This window comes from Streptococcus mitis, assembly GCF_905187535.1.
Lineage (GTDB): Bacteria > Bacillota > Bacilli > Lactobacillales > Streptococcaceae > Streptococcus > Streptococcus mitis_BS.
In genome coordinates, this window is sequence record NZ_CAJJIE010000047.1 from 40,951 (window position 1) to 62,116 (window position 21,166).

18 protein-coding genes are annotated in these 21,166 nt (G+C 40.4%); 14 read left to right on the forward strand and 4 right to left on the reverse strand.

Translation table 11 applies throughout. The features are described 5' to 3' along the window. Positions 1-47: 47 nt before the first annotated feature. The 11 genes from JQ841_RS05090 to JQ841_RS05140 all read left to right on the forward strand — a co-directional run bounded on the left by JQ841_RS05090 (position 48) and on the right by JQ841_RS05140 (position 10,305). Positions 48-551 (forward strand): phosphatase PAP2 family protein, encoded by a 504-nt coding sequence (locus JQ841_RS05090; RefSeq protein WP_203180314.1) that lies wholly within the window; start codon positions 48-50, stop codon positions 549-551. Between the two features lie 113 nt (positions 552-664). Continuing rightward, positions 665-1,111, forward strand: coding sequence for a LytTR family DNA-binding domain-containing protein (locus tag JQ841_RS05095; RefSeq protein WP_020901878.1), 447 nt, complete (start codon positions 665-667; stop codon positions 1,109-1,111). 4 nt (positions 1,112-1,115) lie between these two features. Continuing rightward, positions 1,116-1,790, forward strand: a complete 675-nt coding sequence (locus JQ841_RS05100; RefSeq protein WP_049546725.1) for a LiaF transmembrane domain-containing protein — start codon at positions 1,116-1,118, stop codon at positions 1,788-1,790. Positions 1,791-1,895: 105 nt separating this feature from the next. After that, on the forward strand, positions 1,896-2,084 hold the full coding sequence (rpmB, locus tag JQ841_RS05105; protein ID WP_001140948.1) for a 50S ribosomal protein L28: 189 nt from the start codon (positions 1,896-1,898) through the stop codon (positions 2,082-2,084). 154 nt (positions 2,085-2,238) lie between these two features. Beyond that, positions 2,239-2,604, forward strand: coding sequence for an Asp23/Gls24 family envelope stress response protein (locus tag JQ841_RS05110; RefSeq protein ID WP_000216437.1), 366 nt, complete (start codon positions 2,239-2,241; stop codon positions 2,602-2,604). Between the two features lie 2 nt (positions 2,605-2,606). After that, the gene (locus JQ841_RS05115; RefSeq protein WP_000036657.1) at positions 2,607-4,274 is read left to right on the forward strand and encodes a DAK2 domain-containing protein; all 1,668 of its coding nucleotides are present in this window, start codon (positions 2,607-2,609) and stop codon (positions 4,272-4,274) included. A 200-nt stretch (positions 4,275-4,474) separates the two neighbouring features. Next, positions 4,475-6,175 carry an acetolactate synthase large subunit gene (locus tag JQ841_RS05120; protein ID WP_000411747.1) on the forward strand — a complete coding sequence of 567 codons (1,701 nt, stop codon included), beginning with the start codon at positions 4,475-4,477 and terminating at the stop codon, positions 6,173-6,175. Further along, complete coding sequence (ilvN, locus tag JQ841_RS05125; protein ID WP_020902727.1) at positions 6,168-6,644, forward strand: acetolactate synthase small subunit; 477 nt, start codon at positions 6,168-6,170, stop codon at positions 6,642-6,644. Before JQ841_RS05120 ends, ilvN begins: the two co-directional genes overlap by 8 nt. A 216-nt stretch (positions 6,645-6,860) precedes the next feature. Further along, the gene (gene ilvC / locus JQ841_RS05130) at positions 6,861-7,883 is read left to right on the forward strand and encodes a ketol-acid reductoisomerase (protein ID WP_000290683.1); all 1,023 of its coding nucleotides are present in this window, start codon (positions 6,861-6,863) and stop codon (positions 7,881-7,883) included. A 113-nt stretch (positions 7,884-7,996) separates the two neighbouring features. Further along, positions 7,997-9,247, forward strand: a complete 1,251-nt coding sequence (gene ilvA / locus JQ841_RS05135) for a threonine ammonia-lyase IlvA (RefSeq protein ID WP_004256769.1) — start codon at positions 7,997-7,999, stop codon at positions 9,245-9,247. Between the two features lie 842 nt (positions 9,248-10,089). Continuing rightward, on the forward strand, positions 10,090-10,305 hold the full coding sequence (locus JQ841_RS05140) for a capsule biosynthesis transcriptional regulator (RefSeq protein ID WP_001130036.1): 216 nt from the start codon (positions 10,090-10,092) through the stop codon (positions 10,303-10,305). 196 nt (positions 10,306-10,501) lie between these two features. Here the strand turns inward: JQ841_RS05140 and JQ841_RS05145 are convergent, their stop codons facing one another. Beyond that, a complete protein-coding gene (locus tag JQ841_RS05145; protein WP_000189477.1) occupies positions 10,502-11,242 on the reverse strand; it encodes an amino acid ABC transporter ATP-binding protein in 741 nt (246 codons plus the stop codon). Next, positions 11,242-12,807: an ABC transporter substrate-binding protein/permease gene (locus tag JQ841_RS05150; RefSeq protein ID WP_020901541.1), complete on the reverse strand. Its 1,566-nt coding sequence runs from the start codon at positions 12,805-12,807 to the stop codon at positions 11,242-11,244. The genes JQ841_RS05145 and JQ841_RS05150 overlap by 1 nt, the downstream gene beginning before the upstream one ends. Positions 12,808-12,945: 138 nt before the next feature. On the opposite strand from JQ841_RS05150, the gene JQ841_RS05155 reads away from it, so the two are divergent. Together JQ841_RS05155 and JQ841_RS05160 are read left to right on the forward strand one after the other, a co-directional pair. After that, complete coding sequence (locus JQ841_RS05155; RefSeq protein WP_203180315.1) at positions 12,946-14,835, forward strand: DUF2207 domain-containing protein; 1,890 nt, start codon at positions 12,946-12,948, stop codon at positions 14,833-14,835. Positions 14,836-14,895: 60 nt separating this feature from the next. Next, the gene (locus JQ841_RS05160) at positions 14,896-15,741 is read left to right on the forward strand and encodes an undecaprenyl-diphosphate phosphatase (protein ID WP_203180316.1); all 846 of its coding nucleotides are present in this window, start codon (positions 14,896-14,898) and stop codon (positions 15,739-15,741) included. A 34-nt stretch (positions 15,742-15,775) separates the two neighbouring features. On the opposite strand, the gene dinB is transcribed toward JQ841_RS05160, so the two are convergent. Next, positions 15,776-16,837, reverse strand: coding sequence for a DNA polymerase IV (gene dinB, locus JQ841_RS05165; protein WP_203180317.1), 1,062 nt, complete (start codon positions 16,835-16,837; stop codon positions 15,776-15,778). A gap of 239 nt (positions 16,838-17,076) precedes the next feature. Here dinB and pflB point away from each other — a divergent pair, with 239 nt between their 5' ends. After that, on the forward strand, positions 17,077-19,392 hold the full coding sequence (gene pflB / locus JQ841_RS05170; RefSeq protein ID WP_049532477.1) for a formate C-acetyltransferase: 2,316 nt from the start codon (positions 17,077-17,079) through the stop codon (positions 19,390-19,392). Between the two features lie 334 nt (positions 19,393-19,726). Here pflB and JQ841_RS05175 read toward each other — a convergent pair whose 3' ends face one another. Continuing rightward, positions 19,727-21,166 carry a TrkH family potassium uptake protein gene (locus JQ841_RS05175; RefSeq protein WP_203180318.1) on the reverse strand — a complete coding sequence of 480 codons (1,440 nt, stop codon included), beginning with the start codon at positions 21,164-21,166 and terminating at the stop codon, positions 19,727-19,729.

Sequence of the window (21,166 nt, forward strand, 5' to 3'; positions counted from 1 at the left end):
CAAGTGCTTCCCTATAAGAAAAATTTGAGTAAGTGATGAGAAAATATATGAAAAATTATCAAGAATGGTATGACCACATTGCTGGTAACATTGAGAATAGGCCTATCTTTCTGAGATTGTTAAGAACTTTCAATCGGTTCATGACAGTAGTTATGCCTATGATTTATCTAACCTTGTTAGCCACTACCTACTTCCAAGAAGGACTTGGTAAACAGGTCTTGATCTATGTGTGTATCCCTGCGTCAGGCTTTGTGATTTTGTCCTTTCTTCGTAAGAAAATCAATACCCCTAGGCCTTATGAGGAATGGGCTATTAAACCCTTGCTTGACAGAGATAGTCCTGGTCAGTCTATGCCCAGTCGTCATGTCTTTTCAGCAAGCATTATTTCCATGGCTTGTTTGCATGCTAGTTTATCTGTAGGGATGGCTTGTTTGACCTTGTCAGCCTTACTAGGCCTTGTGCGAGTCCTAGGTGGTGTGCATTATCCCAAGGATGTAGTGGTTGGTTATATTTGTGCTCTTGTGTGGGGTGTGATTTTCTTTCTATGTTGACCTGTAAGTTAGGGTAGCCTTACAACCACTTACGAGTCTAAAGTAACCACTTGCTTTTTTGCTCTTGTTTTCTTATTTTAGCTTTGATATAGTAGAGTCAGAAAGGAGATGGAATGAAGTTACGAATCGAAATTGACAGCAATTTAGAGGAAACTGAAATTGTCATCAAGGCAGCGGCTTTGACAGATGAAATTGCGGATTTACAGCGGCTCTTGCAAGAATCCAAGTCTCCTAGGTTGATTTTTTACAAGGGGACGGGTGAATATTATCTGGACTTGTCGGAAATTCTTTTCTTTGAAACAGAGGGGAACAAGATTTACGCCCATACCCAGAAAGATGCCTACGAGGTTCGACTTAAACTCTATGAGTTAGAGTCTATCCTGCCCCGTTATTTCAGTCGAGTATCCAAGTCGACCATTGCTAATATTCGGCAAGTTTACTCGGTTGACAAGTCCTTTTCAGGAACGGGCACCATTTCCTTTTATCAGACCCACAAGGAGGTTCATGTGTCACGGCATTACCAATCCCTCCTAAAAGAAAATCTAAGAAACATGAGGTAAGAACATGAAAAAGAAAGCATTTGGTATTGTGTTGCTAGTATTGGCAGCTTTAATATTATTACAAGGAAATTTTGGAATCCCTTCATTCGGTGGGCAAATTTGGCCCTTGCTTGGTATTGCATTTTTTGCCTATCAATCAGTTGGAGCTTTGTTGCGTCGTCACTTAACTTCAGCCTCTTTTACAGCTCTAGTAGCCTTAATGATTGCTAACCACTTTTATGGCATTTTACCAATTCCTAATCAGTCATTGTTCTGGGCAAGTATTTTAATCGTAATGGGTGTCAGCGCACTCACTCATTCTAACAGAACTTGGAATGGGAAAAAATGGTGGTATGACGGTGAAAAGACCATTCTGACAGATAAGGAAGTTGCTTTTGGGACTGGGACTTTCTACAAGCAAGAGCAAGAATTGGTAGAAGATCAAGTAGAAGTTGGTTTTGGCAATGCCAAGATATATTATGACAATGCAGAGATTTTAGGAGATACCGCAACTCTGAAAGTGGAAGTTGGTTTTGGCAATGCAGTTATCTATGTTCCCCAACATTGGGGAGTTGATTTAAAGGTAGAAACTTTCTGTGGCGTAGCTAAGGCAGATACTCCTCTAGTCCCAACCAGCAAAACCTTGATTATCCGTGGAGATGTGGCTTTTGGGAAGTTGGGAATTGTCTACGTTAAATAAAAAAATCTTCCAATTCCCTTGCAAAAATGAAGAAAGTGTGATAACATAGTACGGTATGTGGTGCTAGCACATCCGCTATATTAGATCTAATAGGAGGAAAACACAATGGCTAAAGTATGTTACTTTACAGGTCGTAAGACTGTATCAGGAAACAACCGTTCACACGCGATGAACCAAACAAAACGTGCCGTAAAACCAAACCTTCAAAAAGTTACTGTTCTTATCGATGGTAAACCTAAAAAAGTTTGGGCTTCAGCTCGTGCTTTGAAATCAGGTAAAGTTGAACGCGTTTAATAATAAAAGTAAGGAGACCTTAGGGTCTTTTTCTTTTTCTGTGGGTGTAACATCATTTGAAAAATAGAGTAAATATCCGCTGATACAGTATTCTGCTTTTACACTTGGGCTGAAATATGATAAAATAGAGTATCAACTAGTTGAGGTAAAAAGGATGACTGTAAAAATTAATACAAAAGATGGTCAAATCGAACTAACAGATGAAGTGATTGCAACCGTCGTAGGTGGAGCAGCAACTGAAATTTTTGGTGTGGTCGGTATGGCTAGTAAAAATGCCCTCAAAGATAATTTCCAAGCCCTTCTAGGTAAGGAAAATTATTCTAAAGGTGTCGTCGTAAAGGCGGCCGAAGATGGCAGTATTGCAGTTGATGTATATACCGTGTTGAGCTACGGAACAAAGATTAGCGAAGTGTCAAAAAACATTCAAGAGCGTGTTCGTTTTAGTTTGGAAAACCAACTTGGAATTACTGCTCAGACTGTAAATGTCTACATTCAAAATATCAAAGTTGTAGGAGAATAACCGTGTCAAAAATTACTACTAGCTTATTTCAAGAAATGGTGCAGGCTGCATCAACTCGCTTGAATAAGCAAGCTGAATATGTCAATTCATTAAACGTCTTTCCAGTTCCAGATGGAGATACTGGAACAAACATGGGAATGACCATTGAAAATGGAGCTAAAGAAGTTGCAGACAAGCCAGCTTCTACAGTTGGCGAGGTAGCGAGCATTCTTGCCAAAGGTCTTTTGATGGGTGCGCGTGGAAACTCAGGCGTTATTACGTCTCAGCTTTTCCGTGGATTTTCACAAGCTATCAAGGATAAAGATGAGTTAACAGGTCAAGACTTGGCCCTTGCCTTCCAATCAGGTGTGGAAGTTGCCTATAAGGCAGTGATGAAACCAGTTGAAGGAACGATTTTGACAGTTTCTCGTGGGGCTGCTATCGGTGCTAAGAAAAAAGCTGAGCAAACAGATGACGCTGTTGAAGTCATGCGCGCAGCCTTGGAAGGTGCTAAAACAGCTCTAGCTAAAACACCAGACATGCTTCCAGTATTGAAAGAAGTTGGCGTTGTGGACTCAGGTGGTCAAGGACTGGTCTTTATCTACGAAGGTTTCCTTTCAGCCCTTACTGGTGAATATATCGCATCTGAGGACTTTGTAGCGACTCCGGCCAACATGAGTGAAATGATCAATGCAGAGCACCACAAGTCTGTAGCTGGTCATGTAGCGACTGAGGATATCACCTTTGGTTATTGTACTGAAATCATGGTAGCTCTTAAGCAAGGTCCAACCTATGCTAAAGATTTTGACTATGAAGAGTTCCGTAACTACTTGAATGAACTTGGGGATTCTCTCCTCGTTGTTAATGATGATGAAATCGTCAAAGTCCATGTCCATACAGAAGATCCAGGTCTTGTTATGCAAGAAGGTCTCAAATATGGTAGCTTGGTCAAGGTAAAAGTTGACAATATGCGTAACCAACACGAAGCACAGGTTGAGAAAGAAGCTGCTCAAGTTAGCAAACCAGCTGAAGAAAAAGAGTATGCTTTGATTGCTGTGGTGGCTGGTAAAGGTCTAGCAGATATCTTCCGTTCTCAAGGTGTGGATTATGTTATCGAAGGTGGTCAAACCATGAACCCTTCAACAGAAGACTTTATCAAGGCTGTTGAACAGGTCAACGCTCGTAACATTATCTTCCTGCCAAATAACAAAAACATCTTCATGGCAGCTCAATCTGCAGCAGAAGTTTTGGAGCAACCAGCAGTAGTGGTGGAAGCTCGCACTCTTCCTCAAGGTTTGACAAGTCTTCTTGCCTTTGATCCAAGCAAGTCAATCGAAGAAAACCAAGAGCGTATGACTGCTGCTCTTAGCGATGTTGTTAGTGGAAGCGTCACAACAGCTGTACGTGATACAACCATTGATGGCTTAGAAATCCATGAAAACGATAATCTTGGTATGGTGGATGGGAAAATTCTCGTGTCAAACCCTGACATGCACCAAACCTTGATAGAAACCTTGAAACATATGTTGGATGAAGATAGTGAAATTGTAACCTTCTATGTCGGTGAAGACGGAAGCGAAGAACTTGCCAATGAAATTGCCCAAGAAATCACAGAAGAATTCGAAGACGTTGAAGTCGAGATTCACCAAGGTCAACAACCTGTTTACCCATACCTATTTAGTGTAGAATAAGATTAATGAAGGACTGAGAAATCAGTTCTTTTTTCTTTTTTAGTAAATGAAATCGGTATCTTTTTTATAAAAACAAAAATAACATTCATAAATAAACTTTAAAATAGAAAATTCAGAAAATTTCTTCTTTTCTCTTGAAAAATTTTGAAAAAATGGTATGATAGTAACAAGTTATTTTTAAGAGAAGAGAAAGGGGAACAATGGAGAAAATCAGTTTAGAATCTCCTAAGACGGGGTCGGATCTAGTTTTGGAAACACTTCGTGATTTAGGAATTGATACCATCTTTGGTTATCCTGGTGGTGCGGTCTTGCCTTTGTATGATGCGATATATAATTTTAAAGGCATTCGCCACATTCTAGGACGCCATGAGCAAGGTTGTTTGCATGAAGCTGAAGGTTATGCCAAATCAACTGGAAAGTTGGGTGTTGCCGTCGTCACTAGCGGACCGGGAGCAACAAATGCTATTACAGGGATTGCGGATGCCATGAGCGACAGTGTTCCCCTTTTGGTCTTTACAGGTCAGGTGGCGCGAGCAGGGATTGGGAAGGATGCCTTCCAGGAGGCAGACATTGTGGGAATTACCATGCCAATCACTAAGTACAATTACCAAGTTCGGGAGACAGCTGATATCCCTCGAATCATTACGGAAGCTGTCCATATCGCAACTACAGGTCGACCAGGGCCAGTTGTTATTGACCTACCTAAAGACGTATCTGCTTTAGAAACCGACTTCATCTATTCACCAGAAGTGAACCTACCAAGCTATCAACCGACTCTTGAGCCGAATGATATGCAAATCAAGAAAATTTTGAAGCAATTGTCCAAGGCTAAAAAACCAGTCTTGTTAGCTGGTGGGGGGATTAGTTATGCTGAAGCAGCTGCAGAATTAAATGAATTTGCAGAACGCTATCAAATCCCGGTGGTAACCAGTCTTTTGGGACAAGGAACGATTGCAACGAGTCATCCACTCTTCCTTGGAATGGGAGGCATGCACGGGTCATTTGCAGCTAATATTGCCATGACGGAAGCGGACTTTATGATTAGTATTGGTTGTCGTTTCGATGACCGCTTGACGGGGAATCCTAAGACCTTCGCTAAGAATGCTAAGGTTGCTCATATTGATATTGACCCAGCCGAGATTGGCAAGATTATCAGTGCAGATATTCCTGTAGTTGGAGATGCTAAGAAAGCTTTGCAAATGTTGCTGGCGGAACCAACCGTTCATAACAATACTGAGAAATGGATTGAAAAAGTTACCAAAGACAAGAACCGCGTTCGTTCTTACGATAAGAAAGAGCGTGTAGTTCAACCGCAAGCTGTTATTGAACGAATTGGTGAATTAACTAACGGAGATGCTATTGTGGTAACAGACGTTGGTCAACACCAAATGTGGACAGCTCAGTATTATCCCTACCAAAATGAACGTCAGTTAGTGACTTCAGGTGGTTTGGGAACGATGGGATTTGGAATTCCAGCAGCAATCGGAGCTAAAATTGCTAATCCAGATAAGGAAGTAGTCTTGTTTGTTGGGGATGGCGGTTTCCAAATGACTAACCAGGAATTGGCTATTTTGAACATTTACAAGGTGCCAATCAAGGTGGTTATGCTGAACAACCACTCGCTTGGAATGGTTCGCCAGTGGCAGGAATCCTTCTATGAAGGTAGAACATCTGAGTCGGTCTTTGATACTCTTCCTGATTTTCAATTGATGGCACAAGCTTATGGAATTAAAAACTATAAGTTTGACAATCCTGAGACCTTGGCCCAAGACCTTGAAGTCATCACTGAGGATGTTCCTATGCTAATCGAGGTAGATATTTCTCGTAAGGAACAGGTGTTACCAATGGTACCAGCTGGTAAGAGTAATCATGAGATGTTGGGGGTGAAGTTCCATGCGTAGAATGTTAACAGCAAAACTACAGAATCGATCAGGAGTCCTCAATCGCTTTACAGGTGTCCTATCTCGTCGTCAGGTTAATATCGAAAGCATCTCTGTTGGAGCAACAGAAGATCCGAATGTATCTCGTATCACCGTTATTATTGATGTAGCTTCACATGATGAGGTGGAGCAAATTATCAAACAGCTCAATCGTCAAATTGATGTGATTCGCATTCGAGATATTACAGACAAGCCTCATTTGGAGCGCGAGGTAATTTTGGTTAAGATGTCAGCGCCAGCTGAGAAGCGAGCTGAGATTCTAGCGATTATTCAACCTTTCCGTGCAACAGTTGTAGACGTAGCACCAAGCTCGATTACCATTCAGATGACAGGAAATGCTGAAAAGAGTGAAGCTCTGTTGCGAGTCATTCGACCATACGGTATTCGCAATATTGCTCGAACTGGTGCAACTGGATTTACCCGCGATTAATACTCTTCGAAAATCTCTTCAAATCACGTCAGCTTTGCCTTGCCGTAGGTATATGTTACTGACTCCGTCAGTCTTATTTACCACCTCAAAGCAGTGCTTTGAGCAGTCTGTGGCTAGCTTCCTAATTTGCTCTTTGATTTTCATTGAGTATAAAAATATTTTAAATTTGTTAAACCAGCCTAAAAGGCAATAAATAATAGAAAAGAGAGAAAAACTATGGCAGTTCAAATGGAATATGAAAAAGATGTTAAAGTAGCAGCACTTGACGGTAAAAAAATCGCCGTTATCGGTTATGGTTCACAAGGACATGCGCATGCTCAAAACTTGCGTGACTCAGGTCGTGATGTCATCATCGGTGTACGTCCAGGTAAATCTTTTGACAAAGCAAAAGAAGATGGATTTGACACTTACACAGTAGCAGAAGCAACTAAATTGGCTGACGTTATCATGATTTTGGCACCAGACGAAATCCAACAAGAATTGTACGAAGCAGAAATCGCTCCAAACTTGGAAGCTGGAAATGCAGTTGGATTTGCCCATGGTTTCAACATTCACTTTGAATTTATCAAAGTTCCTGCAGATGTAGATGTCTTCATGTGTGCTCCTAAAGGACCAGGACACTTGGTACGTCGTACTTACGAAGAAGGATTTGGTGTTCCAGCTCTTTATGCAGTATACCAAGATGCAACAGGAAATGCTAAAAACATTGCTATGGACTGGTGTAAAGGTGTTGGAGCAGCTCGTGTAGGTCTTCTTGAAACAACATACAAAGAAGAAACTGAAGAAGATTTGTTTGGTGAACAAGCTGTACTTTGTGGTGGTTTGACTGCCCTTATCGAAGCAGGTTTCGAAGTCTTGACAGAAGCAGGTTACGCTCCAGAATTGGCATACTTTGAAGTTCTTCACGAAATGAAATTGATCGTTGACTTGATCTACGAAGGTGGCTTCAAGAAAATGCGTCAATCAATTTCAAACACTGCTGAGTACGGTGACTATGTATCAGGTCCACGTGTAATTACTGAGCAAGTTAAAGAAAACATGAAAGCTGTCTTGGCAGACATCCAAAATGGTAAATTTGCAAATGACTTTGTAAATGACTATAAAGCTGGACGTCCAAAATTGACTGCTTACCGTGAACAAGCAGCTAACCTTGAAATTGAAAAAGTTGGTGCAGAATTGCGTAAAGCAATGCCATTCGTTGGTAAAAACGACGATGATGCATTCAAAATCTATAACTAATTGATAGAAATTAAGGTGAAGGCGAGTTGGGGGACTAACTCGCTTTTATAATCAATTCATCTCTTTTTAAAAGGATGGATTGCGATAAGTATGAAATAGTTTAGGAGAAAATGATGTTAAGTTCAAAAGATATAATCAAGGCTCATAAGGTCTTGAACGGTGTGGTTGTGAATACCCCACTGGATTATGACCATTATTTATCGGAGAAGTATGGTGCTAAGATTTATTTGAAAAAGGAAAATGCTCAACGTGTTCGTTCTTTTAAGATCCGTGGTGCCTATTATGCCATTTCCCAGCTCAGCAAGGAAGAACGTGAGCGTGGGGTAGTCTGTGCTTCTGCGGGAAATCATGCGCAGGGAGTTGCCTATACTTGTAATGAGATGAAAATTCCTGCTACTATCTTTATGCCCATTACTACTCCGCAACAAAAGATTGGTCAAGTTCGCTTTTTTGGTGGGGACTTCGTGACTATTAAATTAGTTGGAGATACTTTTGATGCCTCAGCCAAAGCAGCCCAAGAATTTACAGTCTCTGAAAATCGTACCTTTATTGATCCTTTTGATGATGCCCATGTTCAGGCTGGTCAAGGGACCGTTGCTTATGAGATTTTAGAAGAGGCTCGAAAAGAATCGATTGATTTTGATGCTGTCTTAGTTCCTGTTGGAGGTGGCGGTCTCATTGCTGGGGTTTCTACCTATATCAAGGAAACAAGTCCAGAAATTGAAGTCATCGGAGTAGAGGCTAATGGGGCACGTTCCATGAAAGCTGCCTTTGAAGCTGGTGGACCTGTCAAACTCAAAGAAATTGACAAATTTGCGGATGGGATTGCTGTACAAAAGGTAGGTCAATTGACCTATGAAGCAACTCGTCAATATGTTCAAACCTTAGTAGGTGTCGATGAGGGATTGATTTCTGAAACCTTGATTGACCTTTACTCTAAGCAAGGGATTGTCGCAGAACCTGCTGGAGCGGCTAGTATCGCTTCTTTAGAGGTTTTGGCTGAATATATCAAGGGGAAAACCATTTGTTGTATCATTTCTGGAGGAAATAATGATATCAACCGTATGCCGGAAATGGAAGAGCGTGCCTTGATTTATGATGGGATTAAGCATTACTTTGTAGTGAATTTTCCACAGCGTCCAGGGGCCTTGCGTGAGTTTGTAAATGATATCTTGGGGCCAAATGATGATATCACACGTTTTGAGTATATCAAACGAGCTAGCAAGGGGACAGGACCAGTATTGATTGGGATTGCCTTGGCAGATAAGCATGATTATGCAGGTCTGATTCGTCGAATGGAAGGTTTTGATCCATCTTATATTAACTTAAATGGTAATGAAACGCTCTATAATATGCTTGTCTGAGGACTAATAAAAAAATATCATATTATTTGCACAACTGATGTATAGGTGCTATAATGAAGGTGAAGAAAGGGGGCGATTCCTATGGACTTAGGAAATCGATTACGCTATTTCTATCTCAACTCATTATAGTACCTATGTTTTTTGATTTGGTTTATAGTAAGGGAGTAAAATTACTTATTATATTTAAGGAGTATTTTTGAAATCCGCTATTTTATATAGGGCTAATCTGTGATTTGGTTAAATATAATAGGAATTAGAAAAAATAATCAATACTAATAAAAACCTTATGCTGAACTGACTGAGACGAGTGATGAGATACTAAGAAGATAAAAACAGTGGAAAATATTGGAAGATAGGATACTATTGTGTCCTAACTACTCATCTTTTTATAGGTTTGAAGAAATAAAAAGGAATATTGATAAAGTAAATAAATAGTACCAGTTGAGCAAGTGAAAAGTGCTTATAAAGGCAGGAAGAATATCAAAGAAGGAGAAGAGAAATAATAGTTAGTAATAGTGTGGAGAGCAAGTCTTCTGCTATTAGAAATATCATTTTAAAGTTAGGTAAATAGAATAAAGTTGAAGATAAAACCTGTCTAATCTATCAAGAATTGCTATTTGTAAAGCATGAATATTTTTACAAACAAAAGAGTTAATAATACAATTATTTTAAAGGTGTTTACTAATGGTTTATAGTAAGTGAAAACCTATATATTATCGGCTTTAATAAGATAGTAATAGAAAAATAAATCATTAATTTTATTGAATATATGTTTTTTTATTGACAAAAGTCATAAAAACGTATACAATTAAATATCGTAAAGAAGAAAATAGGAGAAGGACATGGCTAAGTCAAACTTTGAAAAAGTAGAATCAGTTGTTGGCTGGGTTCGTGATAAGAAAATCACAGGCTACCGTATCTCTAAAGAAACGAATGCGCGTGAAATGTCTATCATTGCTCTAGCGCAGGGTCGTGCAAAAGTAAAAAATATTTCATTTGAAACAGCTCTAGGTTTAATTGATTTCTATGAAAAAAATCATGAAAAATTTGAAGATTAATCTTTGGATAATGGCGGATTCTTGAATAAGGTCTGCCTTTTCATTTTGATACTCAATGAAAATCAAAGAGCAAACTAGGAAGCTAGCCGCAGGTTGTACTTGAGTACGGCAAGGAGACGTTGACGTAGTTTGAATTTGATTTTCGAAGAGTATGAGGACAGCAAAAAGGCTGCACGATTTATGCAGCCTTTTCTTTTTATTTGAGATAGCGTTGAAGGAATTCTTTTGTACGGTCTTCTTTAGGATTGGTGAAGAGGTCTTCTGGTTTGCCTTCTTCAGCAATCACCCCCTTATCCATAAAGATAACACGGTGAGAGACATCACGGGCGAATTCCATTTCGTGGGTTACGACAATCATAGTCAAGCCTTCCTGAGCTAGATCCTGCATGATTTTGAGGACCTCTCCAACCATTTCTGGATCGAGAGCTGATGTTGGTTCATCAAAGAGAATAGCGTCAGGATTCATGGAGAGGGCACGAGCGATGGCCACACGTTGTTTTTGACCACCTGAGAGTTGTTTCGGTTTTGCTTGCCAGTAACGTTCTCCCATGCCAACCTTTTCAAGGTTTTCTTTGGCAATCTTTTCAGCTTCTGTACGTTCGCGTTTAAGGACAGTCGTCTGAGCGACAATTGTGTTTTCAAGTACGTTAAGATTTTCAAAGAGGTTAAAGGATTGGAACACCATCCCCAACTTTTCACGGTATTGCGTGAGGTCATAGCCTTTTTCGAGAACGTTTTGTCCATGATAAAGGATTTGTCCATCAGTTGGAGTTTCAAGTAGGTTAATGGAGCGTAGGAAGGTTGATTTTCCGCTTCCAGAGCTTCCGATGATAGAGATTACCTCTCCCTTGTGGACAGTGAGTGAAATGTCTTTTAGCACTTCGTTTTGTCCATAGGATTTTTTGAGGTGTTTAATTTCAAGGATTGCTTGTGTCATTATTTCAAATCCTCCGTTTGCATTTGGTTAGCACCTGTAGTATAGGTATCCATGTCCATGCGGCGTTCGATGAAGCGTAGGATACGTGTTACGGTGAAGGTGAGGACAAAGTAAATCACGGCGATGATTGTAAATGTCTGGAAGTATTGATAGGTTTGTGTTGCCACTGTATTTCCTGAGAAATAAAGTTCGACAACAGAGATAACGTTCAATACAGATGTATCTTTGATATTGATGACAAATTCATTACCAGTTGCTGGTAGGATGTTACGGACAACCTGAGGTAGGACAATCTTACGCATGGTTTGGTTATGAGTCATACCAAGAGCAGTCGCAGCTTCAAATTGTCCCTTGTCAACTGCTAGGATACCACCACGAACGATTTCAGTCATGTAGGCACCAGTGTTGATCGAAACGATGAAGATAGCAGCAAGTGTGCGGTCAAGGTTAATACCGAAAGCTTGGGCAGTTCCATAGTAGATAACCATCGATTGAACGATCATTGGGGTACCACGGAAAATTTCAATGTAGACATTGAGAATCCAGCCGACTAGTTTTTGTAAGCCATAAATGGCCTTATTCTCAGATAGAGGAGCAGTACGGAAGACACCAATGGCAAGTCCAATAATGAGACCTGTGATGGTTCCGACGATAGAGATTAAAAGAGTGACACCAGCACCACGCAAGAGTTGTTGCCAGTTTTCAGAAAGAATTTTAGCGACTTGACTAAAGAAACTACTGCTAGTCTCTTCAGTTGTTGTAGCTTCGGCAGGTTGTTCCTTGATCATACGATCCATCAAGGCAACTTGATCGTCTTTTGAAATGGTTTCAATGCTGGCATTGATTTGGCTAATACGGTTGTCATCTTTACGAAGTCCGATGGCGATAGCTGTATCTTCTTCTCCAGTTTTGAAACCTGGTTCTACTTGAACCATCTTGAACTTAGAGTTAGCAGCTTCGGCAGTCAGAGCTTCTGGACGTTCAGAAACATAGGCATCGATGACACCAGCCTCAAGAGCTTGGCGCATTTGAGCGAAGTCTCCCATGGCAGTTTCTTTTTTAGCACCTGGGATTTGACCAATCAAGTCATAAAGATAGACACCTTGTTGAGAAGTAATTTTTGCACCGTTAAAGTCATCCAAAGATTTTGCGTTTGCATAAGTAGAATCTTTTTTGACAAGCAAAACTGGTTCGCTAGTGTAGTAACTGCTTGAAAATGCAATTTCTTGTTTGCGTTCGGCAGTAGGACTCATACCTGCGATAATCATGTCAATCTTACCAGAAGTAAGGGCAGGAACTAGACCTTCCCACTTTGTTTTAACAACCAAAGGTTCTTTACCTAAGTCCTTAGCGATTTTCTTGGCGATTTGAACATCGTATCCGTTAGCATACTGGTTAGTCCCATCGATTTTGACAGCCCCATTGCTATCATCATCCTGAGTCCAGTTAAAGGGAGCATATGCTGCTTCCATCCCGATGCGTAAATATTCATCGGCTTGGGCAACATTGACAAGTCCCAGCATCAGCAAGAGACTTGTGAAAATAGATAAGTATATTTTTCTCATGATTTCTCCTATTTCTAATCTATTAAAAAATAACTGTCTCCTATTTTATCGAAAAAAAATCTATTTTTCAATATAGGTAAGCCCTTACTTGTGAAAAAATGATATAATGATAGCAAAGATAAAAAGGGGGCTTAGTTGATGAAAAAAACTTTTTTCTTACTGGTGTTAGGCTTGTTTTGTCTTCTGCCATTCTCTGTTTTTGCCATTGATTTCAAGATAAACTCTTATCAAGGTGATTTGTATATTCATGCAGACAATACAGCAGAATTTAGACAGAAGATAGTTTACCAGTTTGAGGAGGACTTTAAGGGTCAAATCGTGGGACTTGGACGTGCAGGCAAGATGCCTAGTGGATTTGAGATAGATCCTCAACCAAAGGTTCAGGCCTCGAAAAACGGTGCTGAACTAGCAGACGTTACTAGCGAAGTGATAGAAGGAGCAGATGGTTATACTGTTAAAGTCTATAATCCAGGCCAGGAAGGCGACACAGTTGAAATTGACCTTATCTGGAACTTAAAGAATTTGCTTTTCCTTTATGATGATATCGCTGAATTAAATTGGCAACCTCTGACAGATAGTTCAGGGGCTATTGGGAAGTTTGAATTTCATGTAAGGGGAGACAAGGGGGCTGAAAAACTCTTTTTCCATACAGGGAAACTTTTTAGAGAGGGAACGGTTGAAAAGAGTAACCTTGATTATACTATCCGTTTAGACAATCTTCCGGCTAAACGTGGAGTTGAGTTACATGCCTATTGGCCTCGGACCGATTTTGCTAGCGCTAGGGATCAGGGATTGAAAGGGAATCGTTTAGAAGAGTTTAATAAGATAGAAGACTCGATTTTTAAAGAAAAAGAGCAGAGTAAACAACTCGTTACTTGGGTCTTCCCTTCGATACTTTCTATCTCCTTGTTATTGAGTATTTGCTTTTATTTTATTTATAGAAGAAAGACCACTCCTTCGGTCAAATATGCCAAAAATCATCGTCTCTATGAACCACCAATGGAATTAGAGCCTATGGTTTTATCAGAGGCTGTCTACTCGACCTCCTTGGAGGAAGTGAGTCCCTTGGTCAAGGGAGATGGAAAATTCACCTTTGACCAACTTATTCAAGCTACCTTGTTAGATGTGATAGACCGTGGGAATGTCTCTATCATTTCAGAAGGAGATGCAGTTGGTTTGAGGCTAGTAAAAGAAGATGGTTTGTCAAGCTTTGAGAAAGACTGCCTAAATCTAGCTTTTTCAGGCAAAAAAGAAGAAACTCTTTCCAATTTGTTTGCGAATTACAAGGTATCTGATAGTCTTTATCGTAGAGCAAAAGCCTCTGATGAAAAACGGATTCAAGCAAAGGGGCGTCAGCTCAAATCTTCTTTTGAAGAAGTATTGAACCAGATGCAAGAAGGAGTGAGAAATCGGGTTACCTTCTGGGGGCTTCCGGATTACTATCGTCCTTTAACTGGTGGGGAAAAGGCCTTGCAAGTGGGTATGGGTGCCTTGACTATCCTGCCCCTATTTATCGGATTTGGTTTGTTCTTGTACAGTTTGGATGTTTATGGCTATCTTTACATCCCCTTGCCAATACTTGGTTTTCTAGGTTTGGTTTTGGCTGTTTTCTATTATTGGAAGCTTCGATTAGATAATCGTGATGGTGTCCTAAATGAAGCAGGAGCAGAAGTATACTATCTCTGGACCAGTTTTGAAAATATGTTGCGTGAGATTGCACGATTGGATCAGGCTGAATTGGAAAGTATTGTGGTCTGGAATCGCCTCTTGGTTTATGCGACTTTATTTGGCTATGCAGACAAGGTCAGTCATTTGATGAAGTTTCATCAGATTCAAGTGGAAAATCCAGATATCAATCTCTATGTAGCTTATGGCTGGCACAATATGTTTTATCATTCAACAGCACAAATGAGCCATTATGTCAATGTCGCAAACACAGCAAGTACCTATTCCGTATCTTCTGGAAATGGAAGTTCTGGTGGTGGCTTCTCCGGAGGTGGCGGCGGGGGCAGTATCGGTGCCTTTTAAAGAGAGATGTCACAGACTGAAAAAATATGCTATAATGGAAGATAGAAAAAGGAGTAATCTATGTATCTTATTGAAATTTTAAAATCTATCTTCTTCGGTATTGTTGAAGGAATTACGGAATGGCTGCCGATTTCAAGTACAGGTCACTTGATTTTAGCAGAGGAATTTATCCAATACCAAAATCAGAGTGAAGCCTTTATGTCCATGTTTAATGTCGTGATTCAGCTTGGTGCTATTTTAGCAGTTATGGTGATTTACTTTAATAAGCTCAATCCCTTTAAACCAAGTAAAGACAAGCAGGAAGTTCGTAAGACTTGGAGACTGTGGTTGAAGGTCTTGATTGCGACCTTGCCTTTGCTTGCAGTATTTAAGTTTGATGATTGGTTTGATACCCACTTTCATAACATGGTTTCAGTTGCTCTCATGTTGATTATCTATGGGATTGCCTTTATCTATTTGGAAAAGCGCAATAAAGCGCGTGCTATTGAACCAAGTGTAACAGAGTTGGACAAGCTTCCTTATACGACAGCTTTCTATATCGGACTCTTCCAAGTTCTTGCCCTTTTACCAGGGACTAGCCGTTCAGGTGCAACGATTGTAGGTGGTTTGTTAAATGGAACCAGTCGTTCTGTTGTGACAGAATTTACCTTCTATCTTGGAATTCCTGTTATGTTCGGAGCTAGCGCATTAAAGATTTTCAAATTTGTAAAAGCAGGACAGCTCTTGAGCTTTGGACAATTGTTCTTGCTCTTGGTTGCGATGGGAGTAGCTTTTGCGGTCAGCATGGTGGCTATTCGTTTCTTGACAAGTTATGTGAAAAAACACGACTTTACCCTTTTCGGTAAATACCGTATCGTACTCGGTAGTGTCTTGTTACTCTATAGTTTTGTGCGTTTATTTGTATAAGAAAAACCTTGAAGGGTCCAGGTTCTTCAAGGTTTTAAAATCCAGTCATGGTAATTCCCAACAGGCGGACACCTCTTTCTTTCTCGCTTAAGTCTTCATAGAGTTGCAGGGCTATTTGGCTTATCTGACTAGCATCCTGTATTTTTTGAGCAAGACTTTTTCGTTTAGTAAGGGTTGAAAAGTCCTCGTAGCGAATTTTCAGAATGACAATTTTTCCAGCTTTTTCTTGTTGATGTAGATTGAGAGCGACTCTTTCTGATAGAAGAGTCAGCTCTTTTTTGATATCTTCCTCGGCACGGAGAATTTTCCCATAGGTTTTCTCCTTCCCAATTGATTTACGAATACGATTGGATTTGACTGGAGAGTTGTGAATGCCACGAGCCTTTCGATACAGGTCATAGCCCAGTCTGCCAAAACGGTCTATCAGAGTCACTTCAGGAACTTCAAGTAGGTCAGCGCCAGTAAAAACACCCATTTGATGCAGACGTTCCACCGTCTTTTTTCCTACTCCATGAAACTTGGAAATATCCATTTGTTTGAGGAAATCCTCAGCTTGGTCAGGTAGAATCACTGTCAAACCATGTGGTTTTTGATAATCGCTAGCCATTTTAGCTAAGAATTTGTTGTAGGAAACACCGGCAGAAGCAGTTAAATGAAGTTCTTGCCAGATATCCTCTTGAATGAGGCGAGCGATTTTGACGGCCGACTTGATACCGAGTTTATTTTCTGTCACATCCAAATAGGCTTCATCAATGCTCATGGGTTCAATCAAATCTGTATAGCGCTTAAAGATAGCTCGAATCTGGAGTCCCACAGTCTTGTATTTTTCATAATTCCCTGAGATAAAAACGGCCTGGGGACAACGTTCATAGGCTTCCTTGGAACTCATGGCAGAATGGACACCAAAAACTCGTGCCTCATAGCTACAGGTAGAAACGACTCCCCGTCCACCTGTTTGCCGAGGGTCGCTTCCAATAATGACAGGTTTTCCTCTGAGTTTAGGATTATCCCTGATTTCCACCGCAGCAAAAAAGGCATCCATGTCAATATGGATGATTTTTCTTGACAAATCATTTAACAAAGGAAAAATCAACATGCCTAGACCCCCTTTTTACAGCTTATTTTCTTTTATTATACCCTTTTTTCTGAAAAAAGGAAAAAAGGCTTTATTTTTTTCAAAAATATAATACAGTTTAGGATGAAACGCAGACTGTTTTAGAAAAGAAAGTGTAAAAATAGGGATTTTCCACTTGTTGAAATCGGTTACTGTGTGGTATACTTGTCTCATGAATGTAACAGATGGTTGTTACTAGAAAGAAAAAAGAGGACATTAACATGGTTGTTAAGACAGTTGTTGAAGCACAAGATATTTTTGATAAAGCTTGGGAAGGCTTCAAAGGCGTAGATTGGAAAGAAAAAGCAAGTGTATCACGCTTCGTACAAGCTAACTACACACCTTACGATGGAGACGAAAGCTTCCTTGCAGGACCAACAGAACGTTCACTTCACATCAAAAAAATTGTAGAAGAAACTAAGGCTCACTACGAAGAAACTCGTTTCCCAATGGACACTCGTCCAACATCTATCGCTGATATCCCAGCAGGATTTATTGACAAAGAAAATGAAGTTATCTTTGGTATCCAAAACGATGAACTCTTCAAATTGAACTTCATGCCAAAAGGTGGTATCCGTATGGCTGAAACTACTTTGAAAGAAAATGGATACGAACCAGATCCAGCTGTTCACGAAATCTTTACTAAATACGTAACAACAGTTAACGACGGTATCTTCCGTGCTTACACTTCAAACATCCGTCGCGCTCGTCACGCTCACACTGTAACTGGTCTTCCAGATGCATACTCACGCGGACGTATCATCGGTGTTTACGCACGTCTTGCTCTTTACGGTGCAGACTACTTGATGCAAGAAAAAGTAAACGACTGGAATGCAATCGAAGAAATCGATGAAGAAACAATTCGTCTTCGTGAAGAAATCAACCTTCAATACCAAGCATTGCAACAAGTTGTTCGCTTGGGTGACCTTTACGGAGTTGATGTTCGCAAACCAGCGATGAACGTTAAAGAAGCAATCCAATGGGTTAATATCGCCTTCATGTCTGTCTGCCGTGTTATCAACGGTGCTGCTACATCTCTAGGTCGTGTACCAATCGTATTGGACATTTTTGCAGAACGTGACCTGGCTCGTGGTACATTTACTGAATCAGAAATCCAAGAATTCGTTGATGATTTCGTTATGAAACTTCGTACAGTTAAATTTGCTCGTACTAAAGCTTATGACCAATTGTACTCAGGTGACCCAACTTTCATCACAACTTCTATGGCTGGTATGGGTAACGACGGTCGTCACCGTGTTACTAAGATGGACTACCGTTTCTTGAACACTCTTGACAACATCGGTAACTCACCAGAACCAAACTTGACAGTTCTTTGGACTGACAAATTGCCATACAACTTCCGTCGCTACTGTATGCACATGAGCCACAAACACTCTTCTATCCAATACGAAGGTGTAACAACAATGGCTAAAGACGGATATGGTGAAATGAGCTGTATCTCATGCTGTGTGTCTCCACTTGACCCAGAAAATGAAGAACAACGCCACAACATCCAGTACTTCGGTGCGCGTGTAAACGTATTGAAAGCCCTTCTTACTGGTTTGAACGGTGGTTACGACGATGTTCACAAAGACTACAAAGTATTTGATATCGAACCAATCCGTGACGAAGTTCTTGAATTTGAATCAGTTAAAGCTAACTTTGAAAAATCTCTTGACTGGTTGACTGACACTTACGTAGATGCTTTGAACATCATCCACTACATGACTGATAAGTACAACTACGAAGCTGTTCAAATGGCCTTCTTGCCAACTAAACAACGTGCCAACATGGGATTCGGTATCTGTGGATTTGCCAACACTGTTGACACATTGTCAGCTATCAAATACGCTACAGTTAAACCAATCCGTGACGAAAATGGCTACATCTACGATTACGAAACAATCGGTGAATACCCACGTTGGGGTGAAGATGACCCACGTTCAAACGAATTGGCAGAATGGTTGATCGAAGCTTACACAACTCGTCTACGTAGCCACAAACTTTACAAAGATGCAGAAGCTACAGTTTCACTTTTGACTATCACATCTAACGTTGCTTACTCTAAACAAACTGGTAACTCACCAGTCCACAAAGGTGTATACCTCAACGAAGATGGTTCTGTTAACTTGTCTAAACTTGAATTCTTCTCACCAGGTGCTAACCCATCTAATAAAGCTAAAGGTGGATGGTTGCAAAACTTGAACTCACTTTCTAGCCTTGACTTTAGTTATGCGGCTGATGGTATCTCATTGACTACACAAGTATCACCTCGCGCTCTTGGTAAGACTCGTGACGAACAAGTTGATAACTTGGTAACAATCCTTGATGGTTACTTTGAAAACGGTGGACAACACGTTAACTTGAACGTTATGGACTTGAACGATGTTTACGAAAAGATCATGTCAGGTGAAGACGTTATCGTACGTATCTCTGGATACTGTGTAAACACTAAATACCTCACTCCAGAACAAAAAACTGAATTGACACAACGTGTCTTCCACGAAGTTCTTTCAATGGATGATGCTTTGAGCTAATCTAGTTCTTGAATAATAAAAAGGAACCCTCGGTCAGTCGACTGAGGGTTGTTTTTGGGCTCTTAAATTCCTTAAGTCAGGTACTGAAATGTCTGACCGGGATTCAAAGATACTTGTTGAGTTGCGGGAGGTATTTGATACTTAATGAAAATCAAAGAGCAAACTAGGAAGCTAGCCACAGGTTGCTCAAAACACTGTTTTGAGGTTGTAGATAAGACTGACGAAGTCAGTCACATATATACGGCAAAGCGAAGCTGACGTGGTTTGAATTTTATTTTCGAAGAGTATGAAAATAAAAACACCACACTTGTAAGACACAAGGTGTGGTTATATTTTATCTCTTAGACCAAGTTCTCTTCATAAAGAGAAGTAGGATTGGATAAATCTCCAAGCGCCCTGCAATCATTGCAAAGGAGAGGAGAATTTTTGAGATAGGACTAAAGATTGAGAAACTAGAAGTGGTTCCTAGAATAGGTCCGATATTATTGAAACAGCTAAAGACAGAACTGGTAACGACTAGAAAATCATTGCTATCTAGGCTGACAATAAAGATAAGGGATAGCAAAATCATAGAATAGATGACAAAGTACTTGAGAATCTTATGCTGGGTATCTTTGTCAATCACCGTTTTATTAACATGGAGGGTCAAAACACGGTGGGGCGATAGGATTGACAAAATTTGGTTTTTAGCAATTTTTGAAAGGATGAGGCCTCGAATAACCTTGAGTCCACCTGCGGTTGAGCCAGCAGAACCACCGATTCCCATGAGGAAGAGAAGGATAAACTGGGAGAAGAGGGGCCAGTTGGTAATATCTCCGTAACCAAAACCAGTCGTTGTAATGATATTGGAAACCTGGAAGAAGGCCATTTCAAAGCTCTTGGAAAATCCTGGGTAGAGATAGAGGGTATTAAGGCTAATCAAGCCTGTAGAAACCAGCACGATGACCAAGTAAGCACGAAGTTCTTCGTCACCAAAGAAGGCTTTGACGCGACGGAGCATGAGGTAGTAGTAGAGATTGAAATTCACCCCAAAAACCAAAACTCCGATACTAACTAGATAGGTAATCAGTGAGCTACCATAGTGAGCAATTCCATCGTTATAGACTGTAAAACCTCCTGTACCTGCTGTCCCCATAGCAATGACAAAACTATCAAAAAGGGGCATGCCGGCCAGATAATAGATGATGACAAAGAGGGAGAAGAGAGCTAGATAAAGGAGATAGAGAATCTGAGCAGTGTTTTTTAGTTTGGATACTACTTTACCAAAAACAGGGCCAGGAACCTCAGCTTTCATCACTTCTAGGTGGCTATTCTTGGCATTGTCCATAATAGCAAGTGCAAAAACAAGCACTCCCATCCCTCCAATCAAGTGGGTAAAACTGCGCCAGAAGAGGAGGGAACGACTGAGAACCGAAACGTCGTTCAGAATAGTTGCTCCAGTAGTTGTAAAGCCAGAACTGATTTCAAAAAAGGCATCGATAACGCTGGGAATTTGCTTAGCAAAAACAAAGGGGAGACCGCCAAAGAAGGACCAAAGGATCCAACAGAGGGCAACAATCAAGACTCCCTCCTTGGCATAAATCCGTTGATTTTTGGGCTTTTGTAAAATTCCTGAACCGCCTAGTAATACGAGAATCCCTATTGTTGAAAAGAGGGCCGTAAAGACTTGGCTCGATTCACGGTAATAGACAGCGACAGACACAGGAACCAAAAGAAGAACAGCTTCAATCAAAAGTAATTTTGAAAGGAGGTAACGAATCATACTTTTATTCAT

Bases quoted from the DNA above. Each gene is read 5' to 3' on its own strand.
- JQ841_RS05090 (WP_203180314.1), top strand. From the start codon at position 48: ATGAAAAATTATCAAGAATGGTATGACCACATTGCTGGTAACATTGAG.
- JQ841_RS05095 (WP_020901878.1), top strand. From the start codon at position 665: ATGAAGTTACGAATCGAAATTGACAGCAATTTAGAGGAAACTGAAATT.
- JQ841_RS05100 (WP_049546725.1), top strand. From the start codon at position 1,116: ATGAAAAAGAAAGCATTTGGTATTGTGTTGCTAGTATTGGCAGCTTTA.
- rpmB (WP_001140948.1), top strand. From the start codon at position 1,896: ATGGCTAAAGTATGTTACTTTACAGGTCGTAAGACTGTATCAGGAAAC.
- JQ841_RS05110 (WP_000216437.1), top strand. From the start codon at position 2,239: ATGACTGTAAAAATTAATACAAAAGATGGTCAAATCGAACTAACAGAT.
- JQ841_RS05120 (WP_000411747.1), top strand. From the start codon at position 4,475: ATGGAGAAAATCAGTTTAGAATCTCCTAAGACGGGGTCGGATCTAGTT.
- ilvN (WP_020902727.1), top strand. From the start codon at position 6,168: ATGCGTAGAATGTTAACAGCAAAACTACAGAATCGATCAGGAGTCCTC.
- ilvC (WP_000290683.1), top strand. From the start codon at position 6,861: ATGGCAGTTCAAATGGAATATGAAAAAGATGTTAAAGTAGCAGCACTT.
- ilvA (WP_004256769.1), top strand. From the start codon at position 7,997: ATGTTAAGTTCAAAAGATATAATCAAGGCTCATAAGGTCTTGAACGGT.
- JQ841_RS05140 (WP_001130036.1), top strand. From the start codon at position 10,090: ATGGCTAAGTCAAACTTTGAAAAAGTAGAATCAGTTGTTGGCTGGGTT.
- JQ841_RS05145 (WP_000189477.1), bottom strand. From the start codon at position 11,242: ATGACACAAGCAATCCTTGAAATTAAACACCTCAAAAAATCCTATGGA.
- JQ841_RS05150 (WP_020901541.1), bottom strand. From the start codon at position 12,807: ATGAGAAAAATATACTTATCTATTTTCACAAGTCTCTTGCTGATGCTG.
- JQ841_RS05155 (WP_203180315.1), top strand. From the start codon at position 12,946: ATGAAAAAAACTTTTTTCTTACTGGTGTTAGGCTTGTTTTGTCTTCTG.
- JQ841_RS05160 (WP_203180316.1), top strand. From the start codon at position 14,896: ATGTATCTTATTGAAATTTTAAAATCTATCTTCTTCGGTATTGTTGAA.
- dinB (WP_203180317.1), bottom strand. From the start codon at position 16,837: ATGTTGATTTTTCCTTTGTTAAATGATTTGTCAAGAAAAATCATCCAT.
- pflB (WP_049532477.1), top strand. From the start codon at position 17,077: ATGGTTGTTAAGACAGTTGTTGAAGCACAAGATATTTTTGATAAAGCT.
- JQ841_RS05175 (WP_203180318.1), bottom strand. From the start codon at position 21,166: ATGAATAAAAGTATGATTCGTTACCTCCTTTCAAAATTACTTTTGATT.